The organism is Rhodanobacter sp. AS-Z3, assembly GCF_029224025.1.
Lineage (GTDB): Bacteria > Pseudomonadota > Gammaproteobacteria > Xanthomonadales > Rhodanobacteraceae > Rhodanobacter.
Map to the genome: position 1 here is coordinate 355796 of NZ_CP119392.1, position 25772 is coordinate 381567.

Below are 25772 nucleotides of genomic sequence, written 5' to 3' on the forward strand. Positions count from 1 at the left end.
CAAAAGGCGGATCTCACACGAGTGAATTCCTGAAATCGTCAACGATTCAGCCGCCCACCGGGTGGACGCCCATGATCACCGGCGTTTTCGCCGGAGCCTCCCCGAGCGAGAGCTTCACCAGGCTTCACCCGCGGCCTTCACACGGTTCAGAGCTGGGCTCGTTCAGGTCCAGCCTTCGCGTCACCGCCGTCGTGAGGCGCAACATGCGTGGCAAATTGTCACGTTGTAGCTGGCAAGGTCACTTCCTGACCACTTCATGCTGCACCGGCAAGACGCGTTTCTCCATTCCATTCAGGAAGCCTGGGCCGTTGGACCGGCGAAGTTCGGCCTGGCCACGCAGGATCGAGCCTGCCTGACCCTGGCGGGCACCGCAGAATCGATCGCGTGAGCGCCACACCGGCACGTATGGAATGCGACGACGACTTGAAGACTTGCTTCAGAAGCCCACCCCCAGGGTTTGCGGATACCCGGCCCGCCATTTCAACAAGGCTGGCAACTTCCAAGCCAAGGCAGATGCGGGCACGTTGAGCAGTTCCTGCAACACCCACCGGCCGCAGCACCGAATGGCTGGGCTCGCAGCTTGCCAGCAGCGCCACGCGGTTCGTTTTCTCGCAGCGGCTATTTGCTGGAAACCAGCGGCCAGGTTGTCGGTACTGGTCAAGTAACCCGCAGCGCAGCGGCTGTCGTCTTCGCGCTGTAAGCACCGCTGTTGCGAAGCGCGGCAGGACCACATCGCCTTCGGCAGTGGCTGACGACTACACTCGTCGCTCGGCTATGAGTCGTATGCCGAGTTCAAAGCCCATATCGCCCGCGCCTTCGGTGCCCGTGTCTTTGAACGAACCCTCACCGTTCCGGTCCCGCACATGAGCACATCAGCATGAATACCATCCTCGTCACCGGCGGCGCCGGATATATCGGCAGCCACGTCGTCCAGCAGCTCACCGAACGTGGCGAGCGGGTGGTCGTACTCGACAATCTCACCAGTGGTTTTCGCGAAGCCGTGGGTAGCGCCGAACTGGTCGTTGGCGATGTCGGCGACCAAGCGCTGGTCGCGCGCGTGCTGAGTGAACACCGGATCAGCGCCGTGCTGCACTTCGCAGCGCACACGGTGGTACCCGAGTCGGTCCGTGATCCGCTCAAGTACTACGGCAACAACACCTGCAAGACACGCAACCTGCTGGCCTGCTGCGTCGACGCCGGCGTGCGCCGATTCCTGTTCTCGTCGACCGCCGCCGTTTACGGCATGCCCACCAGCGGCATCGCCGACGAGGACACGCCACTACAGCCGATCAATCCGTACGGCATGTCCAAGCTGATGTCCGAGACCATGTTGCGCGACCTCGGCGCCGCCGGCGCGATGCAATACGTGATCCTTCGCTACTTCAATGTCGCCGGCTGCGACCCGCAGGGCCGCATCGGCCAGTCCACGCCCCACGCCACGCTGCTGCTCAAAGTTGCCTGTGAACATGCCGTCGGCAAGCGACCCAGCCTGTCCATCTTCGGCACGGACTACGACACCCCCGACGGCACCGGCATTCGCGACTACATCCACGTCGAGGACCTTGCCGCCGCCCATCTGCGCGCGCTCGATCACCTTCGCGCCGACGGCGAATCACTCACCCTGAATTGCGGCTACGGCCACGGCTACAGCGTGCGCGAAGTCATCGACGCCGTGCAGCGGATCAGCGGACGCGCACTGACCGTGATCGAACAACCGCGCCGCGCCGGCGACCCCCCCATGCTGATTGCCCGCGCCGACCGCCTGCGCGAACGCCTCGGCTGGACCCCGCGGCACGATGATCTGGATTTCATCGTGCGCACGGCGCTGGCGTGGGAACAGAAGCTGGCGGCGGACGCTACGCCGGCGTGATTTCGCAACAAAGGCCTCGCCGGCAGCGATAAAGCGGAGGCCGCTGGACGCGCGCCATGCGCAACTCAACTTATCCGGGGTTGATGATGTCCGATACGAAGCGGCTTGCCTCTGAACAAGCCCGCGAGCATCCAGGATTTGATAGAGAGCCGCGCTACCCCGACTTGATGGGTCCCCGTCCAACGCTCAGCCACAAATCCAGCTACGAGGCCGCACGGCCTGGCTGAGCTACCTCGGATTTGGCCCGCAAGGCTTCATACAGTTGTGCCGGACCCAGCAGTATGTCCTTCAGGCCATTGCGCACCCGCTCCGAACCCAGCGCCTGGGTACTCATGGTTGAATGTGCCTCCAGCGCATCCATGATCGCCTGCATCAACGCATGCTTCAGGTCGGGTGAGTTGGCAAACTGTTCCTTGCTGTTGTTGCCGGCCTGCTGCACCAGGGTTTCGTTCTCCAGCAGCTTGCCCTTGAGCACGCCGTTGACGTAGACCAACTGGTCGTCGTCGGTCAGTTGTCCCTCGAACAGACCATTGACCTTCTCGATGATCTCGGCCAGCAAGGCGTGCTGCTTGTCCTGCAACGCGCCACTACCGACTGCGTCCATGGCCGGAATTTTGTAGCCACCCTTACCGTCGTCCTGGAGGTTCATCGGCTGCCGACCCGCACTGCGCACGGTGTGATGGGTCAGCACCACTTTCGACAAATCCACGGTGTCACGCTCGCGGCCAAACTCCAGCAGGGGGATCAGCCGCTTGTAGAAGATGAAGCGTTTTTCGATATCGGTATTGCCGTAATCGAATACCTGCGACAGAAACGCATACAGGCGCACGTAGGCGCCCATGTCGTTCTTGAACAACACCAGCGCGTCCAGTGTGTCTTTGCTCGCCTCGGCCGCCTTGTCGTCGCCGTCCGCCGGTGCGCTCGACCGCGCCTGCTGCGCGGTCTTGTAACGAGTCAGCAACCGCTGTGCGACGGGAGCAATCGCGGCGCTCAGCTGCGCCTGCGTTCCGTGCAGATCGGTCTCTACCTGCGCCACACGATCGACCTCGAAGTCGTCGTAGTGGCCGCTGGCATCGAGCTTGGCGCGCAAGTCGAAAACCAGGTGCGGATCGGTGACCGCTTCCAGTTCGGCGGTGGCGTAGTAGGTCTTGAACGCCTTGAGGATTTCCGCCGCGTCGTTGACGAAGTCCAGGATGTAGGTGGTGTCTTTACCCGGATGCGCGCGATTCAATCGCGACAAGGTCTGCACCGCCTGGATGCCGCCGAGCATCTTGTCTACATACATGCCGCACAGCAAGGGCTGGTCGAAGCCGGTCTGGAATTTGTTGGCAACCAGCAGCAGGTGATAGTCCGGCTGGGCAAACGCATCGCGGATATCGCGACCCTTCAGACCCGGGTTCAAGTCGGCGCTGGTTTCGCTCACCGGTGCAGGGAAACTCTCCGGATCATTCACCTCACCGGAGAACGCCACCAACACACCCAGCTGGTAGTGCTGTCGCTCGATATAGCCGCGGATCGCTTTCTGCCAGCGCACCGCCTCCTTGCGGCTGCCGACCACCACCATCGCTTTGGCCTTGCCGTCGAGCAGCGGCTGCACGTTCTCGCGGTAGTGCTCCACCACGATCTGCACCTTTTGCGCGATGTTGTAGGGGTGCAGGCGAACCCACTGCATGATTCCCTTCATCGCCGCACTGCGTTCGACCTGCGACTCGTCGTACTCCTTGCCGTCGTGCGCCAGACGGAAAGCCAGCTTGTACGGCGTGTAGTTCTTCAGCACATCGAGAATGAAGCCTTCCTCGATTGCCTGACGCATCGAGTACACATGGAACGGCTGCGGCAGGCCGTCCGCACCGGGCCGGCCAAACAGCTCCAGCGTCTTCTGCTTTGGCGTGGCAGTGAAGGCCACGTAGGTCAGACCCTTGTTGCCGCCGGCACGCGCGGCCATGCCCGCGGCCAGCAGCGTCTCGGTATCAATCTCGCCGCCGTCCTCCAGCTCGGCCCGTTCCTCGGCACTCAACAACTGCTTGAGCTTGGCTGCTGCTTCGCCGGTCTGCGAGCTGTGCGCCTCGTCGGCGATCACCGCGAAGCACTTGCCTTCAGTCGCAGCCAGCTCCTGCACCGCCTGCAACGCGAACGGAAACGTCTGGATGGTGCAGACGATGATCTTCTTGCCAGCCTTCAGCGCCTGCCCCAGCTGCGCGCTCTTGCTGCCGTGCTCACTGGTGATAGTTTCCACCACGCCGGTGGTACGTTCGAAATCGAAGATCGCTTCCTGCAGCTGTGCATCAAGCACGTTGCGGTCGGACACCACCAGCACGCTGTCGAACAGCTTTTTGTTTTCCCCGTCGTGCAAGTCGGCAAGGAAATGCGCGCTCCAGGCAATCGAATTGGTCTTGCCCGAGCCTGCTGAATGCTGGATCAGGTAACGCTGGCCGGCGCCTTGCTCCAGCACATCGGCGACAAGCTTTCGCGTGGAGTCGAGCTGGTGATAGCGGGGGAAGATCACGCCTGTGAGGTTCTTCTTGTCGTCGCGCTTGCCGATCAGGTAACGCCCGAGAATCTGCAACCAGCTGTCGCGCGCCCACACGTCTTCCCACAAGTACGCCGTGGCGAAACCAGCGGGGTTCGGCGCATTGCCTGCCGCGCCGTGGTTGCCGCGATTGAACGGCAGGAAACGCGTGGTCGGCCCGGCCAGTCGCGTCGTCATCATGACCTCGGCCTGGCTCACCGCGAAGTGCACCAGCGCACCACCGGGAAAGCCGAGGATCGGTTCGGCCACGCCGCCCTTGGGCTGCGGATGCCGATCGAACCGGTACTGATCCACGGCGTCGTTCACGCTCTGGGTGAAGTCAGACTTCAGCTCCACTGTCGCCACTGCGATGCCATTGACGAACAGCACCAGATCCAGCGCATCGTTCGGATGATTCGGTGAATGCCGAACCTGCCTCACCACGCGCAAGCGGTTCGCCGCATAGCGTTGCTGGATCGCCGGATTGATCGCCAGCGCCGGCTTGAACTGCACCAGCGCCAGCGGCTCCTTCAGCCCCAGCATCTCCACACCACGGCGCAGCACCTCCAGCGTGCCGCGCTCATCGAGGCTTTTGCGCACGCGCTCGGCGATGCGCTCGCCGACCATCGGGCCATGGGTCTTGCCGAGGCGCTGCCAGCTGTCCGGCTGGGTCGCTTCGATCCACGCCAGCAGGTCGGGCAGATACAGCGCGTGCTTGCGGTCGTAGTGGGCAGCATCGCCATCGGAGTACAGCCAGCCATGAGCGGCAAGGTGCTCGCAGATCGCCGTCTCGAAATGGATTTCCTTATGCAGATTCATTCATCCCCCGATTCCTGATCCGGCGTGCCATCGTGTGGCACTGCATCGGCTTTCTAGTTTTTTGTCGGTTCACTCATACGGCGCAAACGCTGTTCAACGATACCGGCGCGCTCGGGCTCGGCGATCAAGCCCGGCAGCACGTTGGCGAAATCCGGGCGAGCCAGCAGATTCGCGAACGCCCCACCCACAACCTGTTGCAGCAAAGCCGGTGCGGCCAGCAATTCATCGGGAAGCTCCTCGCGGCCATCGACGATGTTCAACACATCCTCCAGATCGTGGCTGCCCAGCATGTCACCCGCACCACGATCGGCAAACGCCTCCAGCTTGGTTGCGACGAAGGCGACGGCGCTCACCAGACGAATGGATAGGCCAGGCGCCAGCTCGACCTGCTTGGCGCTCGCCACAGCATAGGGATACCAGCGGTTGGAGAAACCCAGCACATCGCCATCCACCGGCATCAGATCGAACAGCACGCCGGAGTCCTTATGCACCCAACGACAGATCACATCGCTAGTCATGTCTTGCGTGAAACCCCGCTCCGCAATCCGCGCTTCGATACGACGAAACTGCACACGCGCCGCCTCGACCACCGCATCCACATCACGGGTGGCGCGCACGCCCTCTGCCACCGGGTCGGTAACCAGCAGTCCAGCGACTGCGCCGCCGATAAACACCACCTGCTCGCGCAAGTCGCCAAGCGCCTCGGCTACCAGACGCAGATACGGCAGGTTGGGATCATCACGCCGCATCCGCGGCCTCCAGTTCCTTCGGCAACAACTGGGCAGCCAACGTCCGCTCGCGCGCACGGCCGGCACGCAAGGCATCCTGCAAGGCAAGCAAGCGGTGCAACGCCGGATCGGCCAACGCAGCCAGTGGTGCCGTGCGATAGATCGGCGACAGGCTCGGCCCCTTCGCGCTGCCGCTGGCGTGTGCCCATACCGGCGCCTCGCCCGGCACCGCCGTGATCTTGCCGGCCAGTGGTTCGGCGCCGAACCCGGTAGGCACACCCCGCTTCACCGGCCCGGCCACGGCCGGCCACACATAGCGCACGCCATGCAGGGCGAATTCCAGAAGTGCCGGACGTACCGGCGACCAGTCGCCGCGACCACGCACCACGGCCAAGCCGGCACCGACCGCGCGTTTGACGCTGGCGTGCACTTCCGACGCGCTCATCGACAAGGCTTCGCCCAGCGCCGCATACGTCCAGCGCTGCTGCGGGTGTGCAGCCACCTTGAACAACACCAGCAGGTCCTGAGGCTTCAATTCCATCACGGGACTCAATATTCGCTATTCGCGAATTGCGAATATGGAGGAATTGAAAGCAGGGAGCAAGTGCGCTGTCGGTGGAAAACAGACTCCACCCATCAAGCCTGATCCAACCACGGGTTGATCAACGCCACGCCAGCAGCCTCGAAATCGGAGGTGTTGCGTGTCACCACGGTCAATCCGTGCACCAACGCCGTCGCCGCGATCAAGGCATCGCCATGCGCCATCTGATCGGGCACATGCAGCACTGCACAACGCAGCGCGATCGCGGTATCAATCGGCAACGCCCGACCGGCAAAGGCAGGCAACAGCTGTTTGTCCAGCCAGTGACGCAGCGCCGCACCCTGCCGTGCATCACGCCGCTCGATGCGCAACACGCCAGTTTCCAGCTCCATCACACTGATGACAGACAGGTACAAGCTGGCGGTCGACACGCTGGCGGCCCAGCGCTTCACTTGTTTGTCCGGGTGGGACTTGCGCAGCTCGGAAACCACATTCGTGTCGAGCAGGTACATCAGCCCAGCTCAATCGCGCGAATCAGCTTGTCACGCATCCGCGGGGGATCGAAATCGATGGCGTCGCCTTTCGGCATCACCAGCAACTCGACGATATTCGCCTGATGGCCGGCGAGCTGCGTGTAGTCTTCGATGCTCAGCAACACATGCGCCGGCTGACCGCGGTCGGTGATGAACACCGGCCCCCGCCTGGCAGCCTTCTTGGCGCCACTGGTGTCCTGATTGAACTCGCGACTGGATAACGTGGTGATGGTCATGGTCGACTCCCATGGCGATGAATGTAGAAACATTACTACAACAATAAAGAGAGAGCCAGCCGCATCAAGCAGCCATCAAATAACCAGTGCACGCAAATTTGTCTGCAAGCGACTGGTTCATGGTCATTTTCCCTGCCGGACTTGGCTCCCGCCTCCGCGCTGTCAAATAGCCATCAAACAAACCAGGCGCAGAGCGGCAGGCCGCTTGCGTTCTTCTTGCGCAGATCAGGGCCATACGGCGTGAAAATCTCTCCGCCCATCGGCCTCAGCTTTCGCCGTAGCTACGCTCAATCAGCGGTTTGGCTCGCTCGAAATCCGCCATGCTTCGCAGACACAGTTCAAGGTCACCGGTGCCCCACGTGCCGATATTGCGCACATCGCGGCTGAAGCCATTCTCCAGCGCAACCGTATCGGGATCCAGCTTAAGCATGACCAGCAACTTGTCCTTGTAGGGAATCACGCAGGCGAAGTTCTTCAGTCGACGGAACGCGACGTACAGCTTCAAATGCTTTTCTTGCACATCCTCGCCCAGCGCCAGCAGCTGCCCGGACAACGCTTCGTACATAGCGCGGATTTCGGGTTGCGCGTGTTCCAGTTGCTCTTCCGCCGTCTTGTCCTTGCCGACCGGCTTGCTCTTCGCCAACGTCGTCGAGCCACCGATGTCAGCCTTGGCCGCGGTGGCGTCGTCCACGCTGACACTGTTGACCAGGTCGAGTAGCAACAAGTCATCGGCGAACAGCTTGTAGCGGATCAGTTCGATATTGCGCGGAATTTGCTGCACGGCGTGCTGGTCGTAGCGGGTGAAGTCGGCGGCGATACATAGCAGACGCGTGCCGGCCCAGTCGATCTGCTCAGCTACATCCTTGCCCAGCTTCTCCATCACCAGCCACTGGAATTCGGCACGGTGATCCATCAGCCAATCAAGGTAGAACAGCCCCTGGTTGATCACGTTCTCGTTGGTATGTCGCTTGTACTCGATGATCACAGGGCAACCATTTTCGTCCAGCCCCAGCGAGTCGATGCGGCCCTTGTGCGTCTTGCCGGTGGTGTACTCGGTGGCGAGAAAGCGTACGCCGAGGAAGGTCGGCATCTGCGCCTCGATCATGGACTGCAAATGCTTCTCGACTGCCGCCGCACGGCCGGACAATTCGACAGCAGTTGTGCTGCTCAAGCGAAATAGCTGGATGTCACTCATTCCTTTCCCCATCCAAAGTCTTGCAATAAAAATGCGAGTGAATTCACTGCCAACTCTGCATCTCGCCTGGAGACGGGTCGCGTCCCACGACTAGCTGCGGCATTGGCCTTCGCGCGACTATGCAAGCTGTTGATCAGGTTGCCGGCGGAGCCACATGACTCTCTCTCGTTTTTCGCGAGCCAGCCAACAAGTTTGCCAAGGTCTTGCTTGCCACCTGGGTTGGACGCAGGAAACTTTGCGCTGATCAGATGGCATGCCGCATTGCGGCAGGCATCAATGACGGATTGAGGCGCCTGAATCGAAGCCGCATCAACAACCGCGTCCATCGATCCCAGCACATCATGTCGATTGGACTCCGGAATCTGATCAGGAAGTAGCTCAGGAAGAACGCCGAAGAACGTCTTCGACTTGAGCGTGACGTAGTACCCCTCAAGACCCGCTTTCTCGGAGAGAACAACGATCCAACGTGACCTTGCGCCGTTGTCTCCGAGTTCAACTTCATCTCCAACACCTATCTGGAAATCTGCCGTCTTGTACGAACGATTGACGTCGAAACGATTCACATTGTTGTGCAGATCGCGATTGGGGAAACGCGAGACAACATCGGCTGGCCAGCTATTGCGCATGTCCTTCTCGAACAGCCGCCCTCGCCGAATACGTGTTGCGGAGTTGAAATAGTCTTCAAGGAACAGTAATTCTTGGCCTACTGGCTTTCCCAAGACGGCGAAGGGGAGAATGATCGGATGGCCCTGAATTCGCTGCAGCCAGGACTGGCTTCCCTCGTACCAGAGCCCTTGAGCCTCCGCGATGAAATGGATCATGCGACATGCCTCACATCGATCTTCCCGGTGACGGCGGCGGCAATCAGGGCGCTGCGGCGCTCCTTGAGCAAAATAATGGCGCGTTCAACAGTACCGGTCAGCTTGTTGAAGTCTGCGATTTCCTTGGTAGCGGCAGAAAGGATTTCGTCCTGCTCCGCCACCGGGGGCACGGCTATACGGATGTTCTTGAATTCCTCCCAATACAGACGTAGACGGAACTCCGTGATTCCGCGCGAATAGCGGCGAACTTGCTCGATTGCTTGCGGCGTGCGCAACAGCTGCTCGACAAACATCGTGCGAATTTCACCAAGAGGTCTGGCCACTACGTATGCCGGGCTTACCTGCCCGTGAACCATCACCGTTCCGAAGCTACCCTGCCAAGCCCGCATCATGTTGTACGTAAGGTCGTTCGGAGCGACGCGCTTGTACTTTGACCTGTCGTCGCTTCGGGTGACCTTGCGATCCATTTCGGCGTCACCCAGTTCTTTGTCGGAAACGCCGTCGTGAATTGAAACACTGAGAATGGGAAGCTCGTCATTTCCAAGTTCTGCGATCTCTCTGTAGACCGACGCCAAACGCAGTACATACCAATGTGCCGGCACTTCGCCCAGCCACGGCACGCCGGAGTCTTGCATCGGGGCGCTGGGGTTGAGACCGCGGGTGACGGCGTGAGAGATGGTGGCCTGGCGCTTTTCGGCCAGCAGCGTCAGCAGCTTTTCCTGCTCGGCAATCAGCGCATCGATCTTGCCGGTCTCGCGATCGAGGAAGGCGGCGATGACTGATTGCTCAGGTAATGGAGGCAGCGGGACTATTGTCCCAGCAAGGTAAGCGTGCTCGATGCTCTCGACTGTCGCGCCCTGCTTTGCCCATGCAAGCAAAAGTACGTCATTCAATCCCTGAACCCATCGTAGGAAGAAGTCACTGGTCGCCAACTGCTCGGAAAAACGAAGAGCTTTCATGTCTTGATTCAGAGCAACCGGCACATCATTGATAGCTACCGGAATCGTGTGCTTTAGGATTCCCGAGCGGACGACCATGAGCAATCGTCCTGGATCGACGAGTGAGGATGAGCTACTCGATAACCCCTCGTCGGTGATGCACTCCTCTGCACCCTTGATCCTCTCGAACTTCATATCCTTCGGCGAGACCCACGGAATATCTCCGTTCCAGAACGCCAGGTTGTCGCGACTCGGCGTGCCGCCTCCGCAGAACTGGGTGAACTCCCTCACTTTGTACGGCATCCAATGTGCGGGCACTTCACCAATCCAAGCCACTCCGCTGTCTTTGTAATCCGCATACCTTGGCAAGCTCATCGCATGCACCACAAAGCGCAAAGCCACTGAATTCCTGCTTTCACGGGAATGACTACGGGCGCGTTGACCAACGCCGTTGAGAGCGTGGCTTCGATGAAGTGGCTCATTCAGCCAACTCCCCTAGCATCGCCATGATTCGCGCCGACACCGCCTTCAACTCTTCGTCGATCGCATGCAGATCACGCGGCGGCTCGAACACATAGAAGTGGCGATTGAACGGGATCTCGTAGCCGACCTTGCTCTTGGCTTCGTCGATCCACGCGTCGGGCGCATGCGGTAGCACTTCGCGTTCGAAGTAGGCCTGGATGTCCTCGCCCAGCGGCACGTTCTCGGTGTCGCGCAATGAACTATCCGGCTGCGGTTTGCCTTTGAGCTTGCCCTTCTGGCCAAGCACGATGTTACCGGCCTCATCGCGCAGCGGCCGCTCGACGGTGATCGTGGTGTAGCCAAAATCCTCGTTCTTGAAGATGCGCGCCAGCGGCGCGACTTTCAGCTTGCCGCCTTCCGGTGGTTCGAGTGCGAACTCGGCGGCGGCGATCACCTGGCGACCCACTTCCTTGCCGTTAGCATCGAACACGTTGGCCAGTTCGGCTTCGGCGAAGTCACCGAACAGACGGGTGACGGTGGCGATGTGTTCGTCGCTCATTTCCTTGCGCTTGCTGCCGAGGCTTTTGCGCATTTTCTGCCAGAAGCTGCTGCCGTCGATCAGTTGCACGGTGCCCTTGCGGTCGTCGGGCTTCTTGTTGGAGAGAATCCACACGTAGGTGGCGATGCCGGTGTTGTAGAACATGTCGGTGGGCAGGCCGATGATGGCTTCCACCAGATCGTTCTCCAGCACGTAGCGGCGGATCTCGGACTCGCCACTGCCGGCGCTACCGGTGAACAGCGGCGAGCCGTTGAGCACGATGCCGAAGCGACTGCCGCCGTCGACGGCCGGGCGCATCTTGGCGATCAGGTGCAGCAGGAACAGCATGGAACCGTCGGACACGCGTGGCAGACCGGGGCCGAAGCGGCCATCGAAGCCTTTCTGTTCGTGCTCGCTGCGAATCGTCTTCTCGACCTTCTTCCATTCCACGCCGAACGGCGGGTTGGACAGCATGTAGTCGAACTTGCGCCCGCCGTGGCCGTCTTCGCTGAGCGTGTTGCCAGCGATGATGTTGGACACGTCCTGCCCGCGGATCAGCATGTCGGCCTTGCAGATGGCGTAGGACTCGTCGTTCAACTCCTGCCCGAACAGGGTGAGCCGCGCGGCGGGGTTGTGCTGCAGCAAGTGCTCGGCGGCGACCGAGAGCATGCCGCCGGTGCCTGCCGTGGGATCGTAGATGGTGCGTACCACGGCGTTGCCGGAGGCCAGCACGTCATCGTCCTCGATGAAGATGAGGTTGACCATCAGGCGGATCACTTCGCGCGGGGTGAAGTGCTCGCCGGCGGTTTCGTTGGATAGCTCAGCGAACTTGCGGATCAGCTCCTCGAACACCAGACCCATCTGCGCGTTGTCTACCGCGTCCGGATGCAGATCAAAGTTGGCGAACTTCTCGGTGACCAGGTACAGCAGGTCGGCCTTGGCCAGCCGCTCGACCTGCGCATGGAAGTCGAAGCGCTCGAAGATGTCGCGCGCCTCGGGCGAGAAGCCCTGGATGTAGCTGTAGAGGTTCTGGCGGATGTGGTCCTGATCGCCCAGCAGTTTGGGCAGATCCAGCGGCGAGGTGTTGTAGAACGACTGCTTCGCCTTGCGCAGCAGGAATGGATCGGGGTTCAGACCCGTCTTGGTCTTGGCCTCGAACTCGGCCAGCACCGCCGGCTTGGTCGACGCCAGCACGCAATCCAGACGACGCAGCACGGTGAACGGCAGGATCACCCGCCCGTATTCGGATTGCTTGTAATCACCGCGCAACAGATCGGCGACGGACCAGATGAGGGCGGAAAGGGAGGTTTGGTTCATGCGGTGCAGTAGTCTCGGAGCGACAGAACAGGTACCCGCTAAATTACCACCGTGCGGGCAGTCAGCTGCGATGCGCGAGCTGCATCCAACGCAGATAGGAGCCGAAGCTCCGCCAATCATCTGAGGAATGGGCATGACCAGCGTCGTCGAATCACTTTCCGGGTGGCAGGAGGGTGATCTGAAGAATCTTGCCTCGCTGCTTGAGATCAAGGGCGCCGTGAGTGCCGACTCGTTGGCTTGCGGACTGAAGTGGCTCTTTCACTCCAAGGTAGGCGCGGAAGCCGAGGCCGCCAGCAAGAACACATGGGCGAAACTGCGCAAGGATGGCACGCGAGTCACCGCAGACTCGCTACGGTCCACACCGTCGTTTGAAGAACTGCTTGATGGCGCCTGTCAGCATCTAAAGGCTTTTGAAATGAATGCGTCCACGGCCGAGAAGGAGGTGTTCCTGTCTCAAGCGGTGATCATCGAGGCGCTGCAGGGAATGAAGCCGCGCGAGCGGGTGACCTTCTTCGCGACGCTGGTTGACGTTGACTCAATCGTTGGTGGGGTCAAGCTCAAGGGGCAGAGCTTTTCCGGACCCATGACGTCAATGGCCATGATGGGCGCCGCACAGGCATCCGGGTTTGGGGTTTATCTGGCATCGACGACAGCGCTGGGATTTCTGACCCACGCGGTGGGCGTCACCCTGCCCTTTGCTTTCTACGCAGGCTTGTCCAGCAGCATCGCATTCGTGATTGGTCCGGCCGGATGGTTATCCATCGCGGCATGGAGCTCCTGGAAACTGATGCAGCCCGAGTGGAGGAAGATCGTCAAAGGGCTCATTTACATCATCGCGAGGAATTCGCGGGGCCAGTCTTTGTGCCTCCCCGACCCCGGGCTTCCCCGCTGAGCGACTGAGCGACCGGGAACACGAGCTCAGATTGTTTCTGGCTGCGTCGCAGTGAACCAACGAGAGCCTGCACGAGATCGCCAAGCGACAAGGTGTTGACCGGGATGAGCGAAACGCGATCTGACCGCGGCCATCTACCGTCATACCTACCGTAAACAATGGCTGGCTACATGGGCTGAAGTGGCCCAGTGACTAGCCAAAGAGCCCGGCACCTGTGCTGTTGCAAGGTCTGCCGAGCGGCGTCAATGTTCCACTGAGATGTTTGGTGGCTATAGGTGGACTCGAACCACCGACCTCGGCATTATGAGTGCCACGCTCTAACCAGCTGAGCTACATAGCCATTTGGATAACCGCCGGGCTGGATCGAAAGGATCACCGCCGGGGCGCGGAAGTGTAGTGGGAAGGACGCGTTCGTTCAAGTCGGCAGCTTGCTGCTGGTTCGCGGGCTGTGGTTGAATCGGCTTCAGGGCTTGGGTGTGGTTGGCAGGATTACCGCGCCGTTTGGCTGCAGGAGGCGACATGATTGATGTAGATGGCTACCGTCCGAATGTCGGCATCGTGCTGCTGAACGCAGACGGGCAGCTGTTCTGGGCGCGCCGGGTCAATCGTGATGGCTGGCAGTTTCCGCAGGGCGGCATGCGCACGGATGAGACGCCGCTGGAGGCGATGTACCGCGAGCTTGAAGAAGAAACCGGGCTGGCGGCGCACCACGTAGAGGTGATCACCGCCACCCACGGCTGGCTGAAGTACCGCCTGCCCAACCGGTATGTGCGCCATCACCAGCGGCCGACGTGCATTGGCCAGAAGCAGGTGTGGTTTCTGCTGAAGCTGGTGGGTGGCGAGGAGTCGCTGAAGCTGGACGCTTGCGACAAGCCGGAGTTCGACATCTGGCGCTGGGTGGATTTCTGGTACCCCGCGGCCCACGTGGTGAACTTCAAGCGCGAAGTGTATGAGCGCGCGCTGCGCCATTTCGCGCCGCTGGTGGAGAATTTGTTCAGCGTTGAACTGGGCACCATACCGCCGCGCGACGAAGCCGGCACGCCATCCACACCACCGAGCGGACGCGCGGTGGCCTGAATTCGCTGGCTGAATATCAGAGTACTGGTCGCAGACTGATTGTTGACAATCATTCGCATTCGCGTTCTCATGCGCTGCATGTATATCTGCATGTGCAATGCCGTTACCGATCACGACATCCGCCGCGAAGCAGCGGCTGGCGTGCAGACGTTTGCCGAGTTGCAGGCGCGCACCGGTTGTTCGGACTGCTGCGGCAGTTGTGACAGCGAAGCACGCGCCACGTTTGACCAGGCACGCTCGCAGGTCATCTGCCAGCTGCCGCTCGTCAGCGCCTGAGTCTTTCCCATCGCGTTCCTCTTGATCCGGCCGGAGCCTGCTCCGCATGCTGGATCAACGGCGTTCCATTCTCATTCCCTCACTGGCGGCACAGAGTTTGTATAGTCGGGGAAGTTTTCGATTGGAGTGGAAGCCATGAAGGGTGATGCCAGGGTCATCGAGTTTTTGAACAAGGTGCTCTACAACGAGCTGACCGCGATCAACCAGTATTTCCTGCATTGCCGCATGCTCAAGGATTGGGGCTATACCGAGCTGGCCGCGCACGAATACAAGGAGTCGATCGAGGAGATGAGGCACGCCGATCACCTGATTGAACGCATCCTGTTCCTCGACGGCCTGCCGAACCTGCAGCACCTGGGCAAGCTGCGCATCGGCGAGAACGCGATCGAGTCGATGCAGGGCGACCTGGATCTGGAGCTGGCCGCGGTGAAGGACCTGCGCGAGGCGATTGCGCACGCCGAAGGCATCGCCGACTACATCAGCCGCGATCTGTTCAAAGACATTCTGCATGACGAGGAAGAACACATCGACTGGCTGGAGACTCAGTTCAGCCTGATCAAGGACATCGGCGCGGAGCGCTACCTGCAAAGCAAGATGGCGAGCTGAAGCCCACTGCTGCAAGCGGGAGATCACGCGATTCGTGCTCCCGTTCCTTGACGCTTCCGTCACGCGGCGGCTATACCTTGGGTTTTCCCCGGATGCCACTGCATGGCTTCACGACCACCACCGCGTTTCGTCGTGCGTCGACACGACGACACCGGCCATCGCCGACATTGGTGGTGGCTGGGTCTGGCGTGGCTGGGCAGTCTGCTGGCGGTTGGCTTGGTGGTGACGGCGTTCAACCGGCATGGCAATGCGCCGGCCGCCGTGGAGAGCAAGCAGCAACGCGCCCTGCTGGCCCAGATCGACGACTTGAAGCAGCAGCTTGCCAACCTGCAACGCTCGGCCCAGGTTACTGACGTAGCCACGCGTTCGCTGCGTGGCACGTTGGCGCAGCGCGAGGAAGAACTCAGCGGGCTGCGCGCGGACCTTGGGTTCTATGCGCGACTGGTCGGTGGCGATGCCCAGCGGCAAGGACTGAAGCTGCAGGAAGTGAAGCTGCAGCCGATCGTCGGTTCACGTGGCTGGAACCTCAGCCTCAGCCTGACCCAGAATGCGAAGCGCGGCGACGAGCTTTCCGGCCATGCGACTGTCAGCGTGGAAGGGCTGCGCGGTGACAAGGTCGCCCGATTGGACTGGCCCGAGTTGGGCGATGCCGCGCAGAAGGATGGCATCCCGTTCCAGTTCACCTATTTCCAGCAGTTGCACGGCACCATCGTGCTGCCGGCGGGTTTCCGCCCGACGCGACTGCGTATCACCGTGAAGCCCGCCGACGGGGACGCGGTCAACCGTACCGTCGCCTGGGGCGACGCACTGAGCGGCAACATCACGACTGCCCAAGGGGACCACGATGCTCAACCGTAGACGCAAAGACCGCAATGAGCAGGCGACTCGCAACAACGAAACCAGCCTGATTGCACGCGGCACCTCGATTCGCGGCGACGTGCAATTCAGCGGCGCCCTGCACGTGGACGGCCGTATCGAGGGCAGTGTGATCGGCGACGGCGAGAACGCCATGTTCACCCTCAGCGAGCACGGTCAGGTGCATGGCGAAATCCACGTGCCCCATGCGGTGATCAACGGCCACGTGACCGGCGATGTGCATGTGACCGCGCGGCTGGAACTGGCGGCGCTGGCACGCATTGACGGTGACTTGCGTTATCACACGCTGGAAATGGCGGCCGGCGCCCAGGTCAACGGGCGCATCGCACGCCAGGCCGACGAAACCCAGCGCAACCTGCCTGCACCGGCGCAAGATGCCGACACGGACGAGGCGACAACCGCCTGACGCGCTATGCTTGGCTATAGCTCGCCACGCCCCCAGTTAGAAGACCATGGAAACTTTCGTCCCGATCCCCGACTACCAGAGCAGCGGCACCCCGCTGATCTTTACCGCTGCGGCCGCGCACAAGGTCCATGAGCTGATTGCCGAAGAAGGCAACCCGGCACTGAAGCTGCGCGTATACATCTCCGGCGGCGGTTGCTCGGGCTTCCAGTACGGCTTCACCTTTGACGAAGCGCAGGCCGAAGACGACCTGGCGGTGGAGCGTGATGGCGTCACCTTGCTGTGCGATCCGTTGTCACTGCAATACCTGGGCGGCGCGCAGATCGACTACGCGGAAAACCTCAGCGGCGCGCAGTTCGTGATCAGCAATCCGAACGCGAAGACCACCTGCGGTTGCGGCTCGTCGTTCTCCGCCTGAGGTAACCAGCGATGGACCGGGCCTGGCTTTCCCCCACGAATACCTTCGCCGGGCTCAGTCTGGTGCTCGACCGTGTCGCCGAGTCGCGCGATGACTCGACCTGGATTCTCGCCCAGGCCCGCCTGCCGCAAGCGCGCTACCTGCTGCTCGATAGTGCCGGCGAAGCGTTCCTGCGACGCGGTAGCGACGAGCTGCGCTGGCTCAATGTCGATGAACGCGAGCAATGGCTCGGCGACACGCGCGCCAGCCTGCTCGGCAACGCCCATGGACGCCCGCACTTCCTGCTGGTGGTGAATGACGCCGAGCGCATCGGCGACATGGAAAGCGCGCTCGACGCCCGTCGTGCCAGCCTGCGCAGCGCCGGCTTGCAGCTGGCCGCCGACGAGGCCGGCTTGTTCGCCTATGCCAAGGGCTTGTCGCACTGGCAACGCGAGACCCGCTTCTGTTCGCAATGCGGCGCCGCGCTGCTGTTGGTAGCTGCGGGACACCGCGCGCAATGCACCAATGTCGACTGCGCGCGCCTGCATTTTCCGCGCACCGACGCAGCGGTGATCATGCTGGTCGAACAGGACGGCGCCTGCCTGCTCGGCCGTCAGGCCGGCTGGCCGCCGGGTCGCTATTCCACCCTCGCCGGCTTCGTCGAGCCGGGCGAGGCGCTGGAAGACGCGGTGCGCCGCGAGGTGGCCGAGGAAGCGGGCGTGATTGTCGATGAGGTGCGTTATCACTCCTCACAACCGTGGCCGATGCCGGCATCGCTGATGGTCGGCTTCATCGCCACCGCGCGCTCTTCGCATATCGCCAAACGCGATCACGAACTGGAAGATGCGCGTTGGTTCACACCGCAGCAGATCGTCGACGGCATCGCCGATGGCAGCTTCGTGCCGCCCACCCGGCTGTCGGTGTCCTATCAATTGCTGGCGTACTGGCTGAGGGAGCGCGCCGGGATCGATCTGGGCGAGCTTGTCGCCACCGCCGCATCGCGCTGAGCCATCGCTAGAACCAATCGCCCGCATCCCGGTCTGAAGCGTCGTACCCAAGCAGGGAAACGGCGATGGCGCAGGGAAGCACGCAACGGCAAAGGCAGAAGACGCCCGGCCCTCGCCACGGCAGGTTTGCAGCGGCGCGGCGCGGCGTCGTTCTCGGTGCGGTCACCGCGCTGCATCTTGCTTTGATCGCACTGTTGTTCGGGCCGGTCACGCCCCGCTGGCCGAGTTCCGTTGAGCAGTCTGTACATCACGACGCGCTGAGCATTCGCCTGGTGGCGGCGGCCACCAGAGCACGCCGCACAAGTTCGGCATCCAGAGCACCGGCACCGATCAGGCTGCGCGCACGCCAGACTCTGACGACGATGGCCAGCCCGGACGCCATGGCAGCGCCGGCGCCGAGCACTGCAACTGTCGCGCCGCCAGTGGCTGCTGCAGGCAGCTATCACTCACCCTTGCTGGGCGGCCGCTCCAGCATGACGCTGTTGCCAACCCTTCCGCGCCTGCCGGGCAGTGATGTCGCACGCGTTCAGGGCATCACGCTGCAGACCAGATCGAGCGTGAAGCAAGTAGTGCGCGCGATGACCAAGAGCAACCGCTGCAAGTACACGCGCATGAAAATGGCGGGCATGGCGAACCAGTTCATCACCGCGCAGCTGATGGATCGCGCGCTCGAGGCTGATGGCTGCGGCCCGCAAGTGCCGCATACCGCTGACGACGAAACCGTCAAGGCGCTCTCGCATCAGGCGATCTTCGGTGACTGACGAGCGTGCAGCGCGCGATGCACGCAAGCGGTCGCATACAATGGTGGCTAAACCTTGCGAAGCTGTTTGCTTATGGCCATCCGTCTGCTCATTGTCCTGATCGCTCTTGGCTTGCTGCTCGTCGCGCCGCAGCTGGCACGCTGGCGCGATGACCGGTGGTTCCGGCGCTGGGTCGCACAACTGTCTGACACCAGCGGTGCCGCACGCGTTGTGTTGGCTCTGCTGCTGCCCACTGCGCTGTGCGCGCTGATTGTCGGATTGCTCGGCTGGTCGCCTTTGGGTGAGCTGCTGCGTTTGCTGTTTGCACTGGCGGTGCTGCTGTATTGCCTGGGCCCTCGCGAGTTCGAGACCGATCTGGAAGCCATCCTGCACGCCAGTGACGACGTCAGCCGTGAGGCGGCAGCACAGAACCTGGCCGATGATGGCCAGCCGGTTGCATGGAGCGCACCGGCGCTGGGTGAAGCGGTGGCCTATGCCGCGCTGCGCCGGCGCTTTGCGGTGCTGCTGTGGTTCTTTCTGCTCGGTCCCATTGGCGCACTGCTGTATCGACTGGCGCAGACGCTCGGGCGCAACGATGCGATACGCCTTGATCCTGCAGCGCAACGCGCCGCCGGCTATGTCGCCAACGCGCTGGACTGGCTGCCGGCACAACTGCTGACCTTCACCCTGGCCGTGGTTGGCCACTGGGACGCGGTGATCGACGCATGGCGTCGCTGGCACGCCCAGGCACCAGCTACCAGTTGGTACAGCGCTGGCCCGGGCTTTCTCGGTGTGGCGGCCAAGGCTGATGTACTTAGCGACATCGAGGCCGGCGATGGTTATGCCGAGGAACACCACGACCCGCTGGGTGAATTGCAGCGACTGCGCGGCGCCCTGCAGCGGGCCTTGCTGGCATGGCTGAGCGTGGTGGCACTGGTGGTGATCGGCGGCTGGATCGGCTGACTCGCCTCAAGGCTACGCCGCTTCCGGGCAGGAGCCCGCTCGCGGGCGCTGCGTTTGTTCCAAGGCGCAACCGTAGGTAAAGGCAAACAGTTCGCCCGCCAGCGGGCTCCTACGCCAGATCGCCGCGCAACGCGCGTACCCGCGCCTCCAGCGCCACGGCATTCGCCTGCTCCGGCGGCCGCGGTGCGTCGACAACCAGCTCCACTCGCGCGCGAAAGCGGCGTGGCAGGCGCGAGCGACCCAGCATGGTGTCGCGTCGACTCCACACACTGCCCCACAGACCGCGCAGGGCCATCGGCACCACCGGCACCGGCCGTCGCCCAAGAATCTTCTCGACACCTGGGCGGAACACCGATATCTCGCCATTCGCGGTGAGTGCACCTTCCGGAAAAATGCACACCACTTCGCCGTCCGCCAGCGCAGCGTCAATCGCGTCGTAAGCCTGCTGCAGCACCGCCGGATCTTCCTTGTATCCGGCGATCGGAATGGCCTTGGCCGTGCGGAACACAAAGCTCAGCAGCGGAATGTTGAATATCTTGTAATACATCACGAAGCGCGCGGGACGGCGCAGGTTGGCCATCAACAACAGTGGGTCCATGAAGCTGACGTGGTTGCACACCAACAACACCGGCCCTTCCTCCGGAATCTGCTCAGCGCCGTCCACCCGCACCCGGTACAGCGTGTTCACCAGCACCCAGGTGATGAAACGCATGATGAATTCAGGCACCAGGGTGAAGATGTACGCCGCCACCAACACATTGAGCAAGGCGGCGGCGAGGAAGATTTGCGCCGCGTCCAGACCCAGTGCCCCCAACCCCAGGCCGAAGCCGGCCGCCAGCACAATCAGCACCGCATTCATTATGTTGTTGCCGGCAATGATGCGTGAAAGCTTTTCGCGCGGCGCGCGTGACTGCACGAAGGCGAACAGCGGCACCACATAGAAGCCGGCAAACACACCGATCGCGGTAAGGTCGAGCACGATGCGCCAACTGCCGACACTGTGCAGGAAGGCCAGCCAGTCCAGCCCGCGCACCGTGGCGATACCATGTCGCGCGAAGTACAAATCGACACCGAACGCAGTCAACCCGAATGCGCCCAGTGGCACCAGACCGATTTCCACACGCTTGCCCGACATCTTTTCGCACAGCAGTGCACCGATGCCGCTGCCGATCGAGAATAAGGTCAGCACCAGCGTGTAAACCGAACCGTCGCCACCGAGCGTGCTGCGCGCGTAGATCGGCAGTTGCGCGATCAACACGGTGCCGAAGAACCAGAACCAGGAAATGCCCAGCACCGCATTCCATACCGCGCGATCGGCATGCGTGATCCGTAGCACGCTGCCTGTTTCAGTGAACGGGTTGGCGTTGAACTTCAAGTCGGGCGCCGTCGCCGGAGCCAGCGGAATCCGTCGGGAAACCAGATAGCCGACTGCGGCCACCGTGATGGTTACCGCCGAGGCCAGCAGCGGCCCCATGCCCGCCACCCGCATCAGCTCGCTGCCGGCAATCATGCCGATCAGCATCGCCAGTTGCGTACCCATTTCGACCAGGCCATTGCCGCCCACCAGCTCTTGCGGCCGCAGCGCCTGCGGCAGGATCGCGTACTTGATCGGCCCGAACATGGTGGAGTGCATGCCCATCATGAACAGCACCAGCAGCAACAACGACAGATGATGCGTGTAGAAGCCCACCGCCGCCACGACCATCGCGGCGATTTCAAACAGCTTCACCCAGCGGATGATCTGCGTCTTCTCGAACTTCTCTGCCAGCTGTCCCGCCGTGGCAGAAAACAGAAAGAACGGAATGATGAACAAGGCCGGTGCCAGATTGGTGTACAGCGAGGCGACGTGATCGCTCAGGCCCATCTGGTAGGCCACCAGCATCACCAGCGCGTTACGAAACGCGTTGTCGTTGAAGGCACCCAGGGCTTGCGTCCAGAAGAACGGCGCGAAACGACGTTTGCCCAACAACGCGAATTGACTCATGCAGTTCCCGAATTTGATGTGCAGCTTGCCGCGGAGCCTTGACGCCCAAGCGGGTGCTGCGTGGATTGGCTACCGCCGCAGCTTACAAGACGAACGCCATGGCACCCAAAAAAAGCTGCCGGCAAGGCCGGCAGCTTTTGGTCAAACCACAGCGGTGCACTGCTGCTTGAATCGAATCGTTCCGCTGGATCAACCTGCCGGACCATTACTGGCCCGGCAAGGTCTTTCACACTTCAAGACATCAGAAGTCGTAGCGAACGGTGAAGCGCACGGAGCGCGGGGCGTCGTAACTGATGACCTGGAAGCGGTTCTGGGCAATCACGCCCAAGCCACCGTTCTCGCCGCGCTCTTCCACGTTCTGCGCCACCTGCTTGTTCAGCACGTTGAAGACGTCAACCGACATCTTAAGCTTGCCATCGGCCCAGTTTGGAATGTACGCCGCATTCAAACTCAGCTGAGTGTCGAACGGCAGGCGACCCACGCTACCGCGTGGCACGGCTTCGCCACCGCAGAAGTGGTAGTAGCGACCATAATCCAGGTTTTCGGCCCAGAACTGGCTGTACTCGGGCGATGACGGCGGGAGATAACCCAGACAACTCTTCGGACGACCCGTCTTGGCGACCACCGCGGCACCGACCTGCCACTCCGGGGTGAACTGGTAGAAGCCATAGGCCTTCAGCACATGACGACGATCGTTCGGCAAGTTGCCGCCGCCGTAAGCCATCAGCTCCTTGTGGTCGAACAGCACGGTCTGCGACACGTCGCCCTGGCCGATATCCGAATTCAGCTGACCTTCGTCGTTACCGAAGTTGTGCGAAATCGTGTAGTCGATACGGCCGAACCACTGGCCATCGAACGGATGTTCCAGCGACAGGTCAAGGCCGATGTACTTGCGCTTCAAGTACATGCCCATGTCTTCCTTGGAATACGGCACGGCGACCAGGTCGGTGCTGCCGGCAGCATCCGGGATATCCAGCAACATGGTGTTGTTGACACCCGGATTGAACAGGCGGCAATCCGGCGAGTAGCTGTAGTTCGGATCCACGGCAATATTGTTGGCCGCCATGTACTTCAGCATCGGGCGGTTGTCGCACTGGTCATCAATCGCGGACTTCAGGTCGCGATACTGCAGCCGTGCGCCCCAGTTCCACTTCGAACCAAGCGCCTGCTGCATGCCGAGGATCATTTCGTCCTGGTAATGCGACTTCAGGCCCTTCGCCGCCACGGTGCGCGGGTCAGGTGCCTGGCCGAACTCGTTGTTCGACGAGTAAGGACCAGTGCCCAGCGGTGCGCCAATGGTCGGCACACCGGTGACCGGATCGATACCGGTGAAAGTGAAGAACTCGGTGGTGTAGGTAGAGCCGGAAGCGCCACGGACCGCCACGTTCAACGGCATGGCCAGGAAGTAGCGGCCAGCGTTGCCGAACACCTTCAGGCTGGAATCACCAAACACGTCCCAGGTGAAGCCCAAACGCGGAGCCCACTGGTTCTTCTGGCTGACGTACTCGACGCCATCGGAGTTGTAGTTGGTGAAGCTGTCATTACGCAGGCCCAGCGACACCAGCCAACGATCGGTCAACTGCCAGCGATCCTCGACATAAAACGCCTTCTGCTTGACCTTGAAGGTGCCGCCATTGGTGAAGATGTAACGATAGACATAGTCGCTGTTCGGCGCGGTGGTCAGGCCGCCACTGCTGGGGATATCACCCAGATCGGTATGCGCATAGAACCAGGCGTAGCCCGGGCCGGACATGATCGTGCCGGCCTCGGATTCCGAGTTGGAAACGTCATAGCCAAAGCTCAGGTCATGGTCACCAAGATGCCACTCAAGGTCGACGCGATAACCATCGGTCTTGTCATAGGCATTGGTATCGTCCAGCGTGGTGTAGGGCTGCAGGCCCGTGACCGTGCCACCGGGACGGTTGTCGTTGATGTTCACCTTGGTCGGATCGTAACCATCCGGCGCGGAGTAATGCAGAACCTTCTGCTGACCGTACATCGCGGTCAGAGTCAGGTCATCGGTGAGATAGCCCGTGTACTTGCCGATATAGGTCTCGCCGCCGTCCTTGTAACGGAAGCCACCATTCTTGGTGTTGCCGTGAGTGCCGTCGACCTTGTTGTAGGAATAGCGACTGCGGTTAGTACCGGTCTTGTCGGAGATGCCGGTGAATTCAAGCAGGTTGCTGTCGTTGATGTTCCAGTCAATCTTGGTCATCCAGCGCGGCGACTTGATGCTGTCCGCGATATACCCCGTTCTCGGCGCCGCAGTCACTGACTGGTTCTGATTGAAGTCCCGGTTGGTCCACTCACCAGTGGCATAGATGAACAGGCGATCCTTGATCAACGGACCACTCAGATAAGCGCCGTACGTGAGCGAGTCGTCCTCAAAATTGGTGCGGTCTGTGAAGACCTTGCCCGCATTGGAGGCGCCATTGTCCTTCGGGTAGTAGATGCTCTTGCGGGTCGAGCGCAGGCTTTCCGGCGTCCAGGTGGTGAGCGCACCGAATTTCCATTCGTTGCTGCCGGCCTTGGAGGTGATGCTGATCACGCCACCGGTCGAACGCCCGTAGCGTGCGCTGTAGCCGCCGGTGATGACCTGCTCGGACTGGATGGCATCAAACGGCATCGTGGTCGAGCCGATGTTGGTCAGCGCGTTGGTGACCGGGTAGCCATTGATGAAGTAGGCGTTTTCGGATGCCGCGGCACCGCCGAAGGACACCGAGTTGCCGTAGCGCGAGTCGGCCGGAATGACGCTGGGCGCGAGGATCGCGGCCTGAGTCACGTCGCGAGCGACCGGAACGTTGTTCAGGATGGTCGCGCTCAGTTCGGTCGCCGTGTCCGTGCGGCTGACGTCGATGGACGGCAGCGAGTTGGCCGATACCGTCACAGCGCCCAATTCCTGTGCAACAAAATCAACTTCGGTACCACCGGCACCGACGTAGACTTTGCGATCGCCACCGGCAGAAGCACCGTTGTTGTTGGCGGAAACAGTGTAGTTGCCGATCTGCAGCTCGTTGGCGCGGAAGCGACCCTTGGCGTCTGCGGTGATCGTACGGGTCTGGCCGGTATCGGTGTTGACGATGGTGATCTGGCTGCCTGCAGCGGCATCACCGAAGATGGCACCGGCCGAACGCGACTGCGCGAAGGCCGAACCACCAACCAGACTCAAGGCCAGACCGATGGCCAGAGCTGATCGACGCAGCTCAATGCGATGACTCGTATTTCGAAGTTTCATTTTAATAGTCTCCCCAATACTTCCTGAAAACGGACTGCAAAAAGCCGGCAACATTGAGAAAAGCCCCATAGCCGGCGGGACGTATCGACGCACTGACGCAATAACTTGCGCCTTCTTCCGTGTGCCAAGTTTTCTTCCGAAGCCTTTCGCACCCTGCGAAAGCCTTTGTACAGCTCACAATTTGTGCAGCAATCCAAGCGAAGCGATGCCTGCTTTCCATGACGCTACCCGGCGACGTAACATTTTGTCAACAAGTTCTTACGCCTGTATCTTGCGAACGCAACAACTTGCATGCGCCCGAACTGGCTGCACAGCGGCCTGGCTGGCGCTTCCGTCAGCGTTAAAAGATGTGCGCAAAGAGCTGGGCGACGGCTGTCTTTCTCAGCCAACGCGAGAGCGAGGCGTCAATTCGGAAGTGGCGCGTGCCCGCGTGGCAGCCCACCGGGGGGAATGCCGTTCTGTAGCGATCGAGCCCAGGTCAACGCAGAATCGTCTGGCCGTTTCGACGTGCGGCGCATGTCGAAACCTCAACCAGCAATCGGGGCCAGGGGTTGGCAGGGTGTAGCCGTTCTCGTCCGGGTAAGGTCGGCACGCTCTGCGGAATGGATGCAAACGGACGCACACTGCTGCGGTTGCCCACGCTGGATACCATGGCGCGCACCGGCAGAATTTGTGGTGGTCATGACAAACAGGAATGGTGATTCGCTTCAATCCGTTCGTGCGCGCGGAGTCTTTGCCGTCGAAAAAGCCGGCAGGGTCACACCACGCACCTCCAGAACGAGTTCAGCCAGTTGCCGGCCTATCCTTCG

Annotated in this window: 22 protein-coding genes and 1 tRNA gene; 11 read left to right on the top strand and 12 right to left on the bottom strand. The window is 61.4% G+C overall.

The annotated features are described in order from the left end of the window. Positions 1-877 precede the first annotated feature (877 nt). A complete protein-coding gene (galE, locus tag PY254_RS01525) occupies positions 878-1870 on the top strand; it encodes a UDP-glucose 4-epimerase GalE (protein ID WP_281013729.1) in 993 nt (330 codons plus the stop codon). A gap of 202 nt (positions 1871-2072) precedes the next feature. Here galE and PY254_RS01530 read toward each other — a convergent pair whose 3' ends face one another. The 9 genes from PY254_RS01530 to PY254_RS01570 form a co-directional block, all read right to left on the bottom strand. Further along, on the bottom strand, positions 2073-5198 hold the full coding sequence (locus PY254_RS01530; RefSeq protein ID WP_281013730.1) for a type I restriction endonuclease subunit R: 3126 nt from the start codon (positions 5196-5198) through the stop codon (positions 2073-2075). 53 nt (positions 5199-5251) lie between these two features. Further along, the gene (locus PY254_RS01535; RefSeq protein ID WP_281013731.1) at positions 5252-5947 is read right to left on the bottom strand and encodes a hypothetical protein; all 696 of its coding nucleotides are present in this window, start codon (positions 5945-5947) and stop codon (positions 5252-5254) included. After that, positions 5937-6467, bottom strand: coding sequence for a MarR family transcriptional regulator (locus PY254_RS01540; protein ID WP_281013732.1), 531 nt, complete (start codon positions 6465-6467; stop codon positions 5937-5939). The genes PY254_RS01535 and PY254_RS01540 overlap by 11 nt, the downstream gene beginning before the upstream one ends. Before the next feature lie 95 nt (positions 6468-6562). Continuing rightward, positions 6563-6979, bottom strand: coding sequence for a type II toxin-antitoxin system VapC family toxin (locus tag PY254_RS01545; protein WP_281013733.1), 417 nt, complete (start codon positions 6977-6979; stop codon positions 6563-6565). Beyond that, positions 6979-7236: a type II toxin-antitoxin system prevent-host-death family antitoxin gene (locus PY254_RS01550; RefSeq protein WP_281013734.1), complete on the bottom strand. Its 258-nt coding sequence runs from the start codon at positions 7234-7236 to the stop codon at positions 6979-6981. The genes PY254_RS01545 and PY254_RS01550 overlap by 1 nt, the downstream gene beginning before the upstream one ends. A gap of 265 nt (positions 7237-7501) precedes the next feature. Continuing rightward, a complete protein-coding gene (locus PY254_RS01555; RefSeq protein ID WP_281013735.1) occupies positions 7502-8431 on the bottom strand; it encodes a DUF5655 domain-containing protein in 930 nt (309 codons plus the stop codon). Next, positions 8428-9252 (bottom strand): hypothetical protein, encoded by an 825-nt coding sequence (locus PY254_RS01560; RefSeq protein ID WP_281013736.1) that lies wholly within the window; start codon positions 9250-9252, stop codon positions 8428-8430. Before PY254_RS01560 ends, PY254_RS01555 begins: the two co-directional genes overlap by 4 nt. Then, positions 9249-10592 (bottom strand): restriction endonuclease subunit S, encoded by a 1344-nt coding sequence (locus tag PY254_RS01565; protein ID WP_281013737.1) that lies wholly within the window; start codon positions 10590-10592, stop codon positions 9249-9251. The genes PY254_RS01560 and PY254_RS01565 overlap by 4 nt, the downstream gene beginning before the upstream one ends. Before the next feature lie 76 nt (positions 10593-10668). Further along, positions 10669-12507 (bottom strand): type I restriction-modification system subunit M, encoded by a 1839-nt coding sequence (locus tag PY254_RS01570; RefSeq protein ID WP_281013738.1) that lies wholly within the window; start codon positions 12505-12507, stop codon positions 10669-10671. Positions 12508-12640: 133 nt separating this feature from the next. Between PY254_RS01570 and PY254_RS01575 the strand changes: the two genes are divergently transcribed. Then, complete coding sequence (locus PY254_RS01575) at positions 12641-13399, top strand: hypothetical protein (RefSeq protein WP_281013739.1); 759 nt, start codon at positions 12641-12643, stop codon at positions 13397-13399. Between the two features lie 263 nt (positions 13400-13662). On the opposite strand, the gene PY254_RS01580 is transcribed toward PY254_RS01575, so the two are convergent. Then, positions 13663-13739, bottom strand: a tRNA-Met gene (locus tag PY254_RS01580). 179 nt (positions 13740-13918) lie between these two features. Here PY254_RS01580 and PY254_RS01585 point away from each other — a divergent pair. From PY254_RS01585 to ampE, 9 genes are all read left to right on the top strand, one after another. Next, the gene (locus PY254_RS01585) at positions 13919-14476 is read left to right on the top strand and encodes an RNA pyrophosphohydrolase (protein ID WP_281013740.1); all 558 of its coding nucleotides are present in this window, start codon (positions 13919-13921) and stop codon (positions 14474-14476) included. 78 nt (positions 14477-14554) lie between these two features. Next, positions 14555-14752, top strand: a complete 198-nt coding sequence (locus tag PY254_RS01590; protein WP_281015128.1) for a (2Fe-2S)-binding protein — start codon at positions 14555-14557, stop codon at positions 14750-14752. 135 nt (positions 14753-14887) lie between these two features. After that, positions 14888-15358 carry a bacterioferritin gene (bfr, locus tag PY254_RS01595; protein ID WP_281013741.1) on the top strand — a complete coding sequence of 157 codons (471 nt, stop codon included), beginning with the start codon at positions 14888-14890 and terminating at the stop codon, positions 15356-15358. 102 nt (positions 15359-15460) lie between these two features. Beyond that, positions 15461-16216 (top strand): DUF6776 family protein, encoded by a 756-nt coding sequence (locus PY254_RS01600; RefSeq protein WP_281013742.1) that lies wholly within the window; start codon positions 15461-15463, stop codon positions 16214-16216. Beyond that, positions 16203-16640 (top strand): bactofilin family protein, encoded by a 438-nt coding sequence (locus PY254_RS01605; RefSeq protein WP_281013743.1) that lies wholly within the window; start codon positions 16203-16205, stop codon positions 16638-16640. The genes PY254_RS01600 and PY254_RS01605 overlap by 14 nt, the downstream gene beginning before the upstream one ends. A gap of 46 nt (positions 16641-16686) precedes the next feature. Further along, positions 16687-17055 (top strand): iron-sulfur cluster insertion protein ErpA, encoded by a 369-nt coding sequence (gene erpA, locus PY254_RS01610; RefSeq protein WP_281013745.1) that lies wholly within the window; start codon positions 16687-16689, stop codon positions 17053-17055. Between the two features lie 11 nt (positions 17056-17066). Further along, positions 17067-18041: an NAD(+) diphosphatase gene (gene nudC / locus PY254_RS01615; protein ID WP_281013746.1), complete on the top strand. Its 975-nt coding sequence runs from the start codon at positions 17067-17069 to the stop codon at positions 18039-18041. Positions 18042-18106: 65 nt separating this feature from the next. Further along, entirely contained in the window at positions 18107-18802 is a 696-nt protein-coding gene (locus PY254_RS01620; RefSeq protein ID WP_281013747.1) for a hypothetical protein, read from the top strand. Between the two features lie 72 nt (positions 18803-18874). Beyond that, a complete protein-coding gene (gene ampE / locus PY254_RS01625; RefSeq protein ID WP_281013748.1) occupies positions 18875-19744 on the top strand; it encodes a regulatory signaling modulator protein AmpE in 870 nt (289 codons plus the stop codon). Positions 19745-19853: 109 nt separating this feature from the next. On the opposite strand, the gene PY254_RS01630 is transcribed toward ampE, so the two are convergent. Together PY254_RS01630 and PY254_RS01635 are read right to left on the bottom strand one after the other, a co-directional pair. Continuing rightward, positions 19854-21728, bottom strand: coding sequence for an MFS transporter (locus PY254_RS01630; protein WP_281013749.1), 1875 nt, complete (start codon positions 21726-21728; stop codon positions 19854-19856). A gap of 241 nt (positions 21729-21969) precedes the next feature. Next, positions 21970-24963 (bottom strand): TonB-dependent receptor, encoded by a 2994-nt coding sequence (locus PY254_RS01635; RefSeq protein ID WP_281013750.1) that lies wholly within the window; start codon positions 24961-24963, stop codon positions 21970-21972. Between the last annotated feature and the right edge of the window lie 809 nt (positions 24964-25772).

Excerpts from the sequence above, each read along its gene's own strand:
- PY254_RS01635 (WP_281013750.1), bottom strand. The coding sequence starts at position 24,963 with ATGAAACTTCGAAATACGAGTCATCGCATTGAGCTGCGTCGATCAGCT.
- PY254_RS01545 (WP_281013733.1), bottom strand. The coding sequence starts at position 6,979 with ATGTACCTGCTCGACACGAATGTGGTTTCCGAGCTGCGCAAGTCCCAC.
- PY254_RS01555 (WP_281013735.1), bottom strand. The coding sequence starts at position 8,431 with ATGAGTGACATCCAGCTATTTCGCTTGAGCAGCACAACTGCTGTCGAA.
- bfr (WP_281013741.1), top strand. The coding sequence starts at position 14,888 with ATGAAGGGTGATGCCAGGGTCATCGAGTTTTTGAACAAGGTGCTCTAC.
- erpA (WP_281013745.1), top strand. The coding sequence starts at position 16,687 with ATGGAAACTTTCGTCCCGATCCCCGACTACCAGAGCAGCGGCACCCCG.
- ampE (WP_281013748.1), top strand. The coding sequence starts at position 18,875 with ATGGCCATCCGTCTGCTCATTGTCCTGATCGCTCTTGGCTTGCTGCTC.
- galE (WP_281013729.1), top strand. The coding sequence starts at position 878 with ATGAATACCATCCTCGTCACCGGCGGCGCCGGATATATCGGCAGCCAC.
- PY254_RS01530 (WP_281013730.1), bottom strand. The coding sequence starts at position 5,198 with ATGAATCTGCATAAGGAAATCCATTTCGAGACGGCGATCTGCGAGCAC.
- PY254_RS01630 (WP_281013749.1), bottom strand. The coding sequence starts at position 21,728 with ATGAGTCAATTCGCGTTGTTGGGCAAACGTCGTTTCGCGCCGTTCTTC.
- PY254_RS01590 (WP_281015128.1), top strand. The coding sequence starts at position 14,555 with ATGTATATCTGCATGTGCAATGCCGTTACCGATCACGACATCCGCCGC.
- PY254_RS01575 (WP_281013739.1), top strand. The coding sequence starts at position 12,641 with ATGACCAGCGTCGTCGAATCACTTTCCGGGTGGCAGGAGGGTGATCTG.
- nudC (WP_281013746.1), top strand. The coding sequence starts at position 17,067 with ATGGACCGGGCCTGGCTTTCCCCCACGAATACCTTCGCCGGGCTCAGT.
- PY254_RS01605 (WP_281013743.1), top strand. The coding sequence starts at position 16,203 with ATGCTCAACCGTAGACGCAAAGACCGCAATGAGCAGGCGACTCGCAAC.
- PY254_RS01540 (WP_281013732.1), bottom strand. The coding sequence starts at position 6,467 with ATGGAATTGAAGCCTCAGGACCTGCTGGTGTTGTTCAAGGTGGCTGCA.
- PY254_RS01620 (WP_281013747.1), top strand. The coding sequence starts at position 18,107 with ATGGCGCAGGGAAGCACGCAACGGCAAAGGCAGAAGACGCCCGGCCCT.
- PY254_RS01600 (WP_281013742.1), top strand. The coding sequence starts at position 15,461 with ATGGCTTCACGACCACCACCGCGTTTCGTCGTGCGTCGACACGACGAC.
- PY254_RS01560 (WP_281013736.1), bottom strand. The coding sequence starts at position 9,252 with ATGATCCATTTCATCGCGGAGGCTCAAGGGCTCTGGTACGAGGGAAGC.
- PY254_RS01550 (WP_281013734.1), bottom strand. The coding sequence starts at position 7,236 with ATGACCATCACCACGTTATCCAGTCGCGAGTTCAATCAGGACACCAGT.
- PY254_RS01535 (WP_281013731.1), bottom strand. The coding sequence starts at position 5,947 with ATGCGGCGTGATGATCCCAACCTGCCGTATCTGCGTCTGGTAGCCGAG.
- PY254_RS01585 (WP_281013740.1), top strand. The coding sequence starts at position 13,919 with ATGATTGATGTAGATGGCTACCGTCCGAATGTCGGCATCGTGCTGCTG.
- PY254_RS01570 (WP_281013738.1), bottom strand. The coding sequence starts at position 12,507 with ATGAACCAAACCTCCCTTTCCGCCCTCATCTGGTCCGTCGCCGATCTG.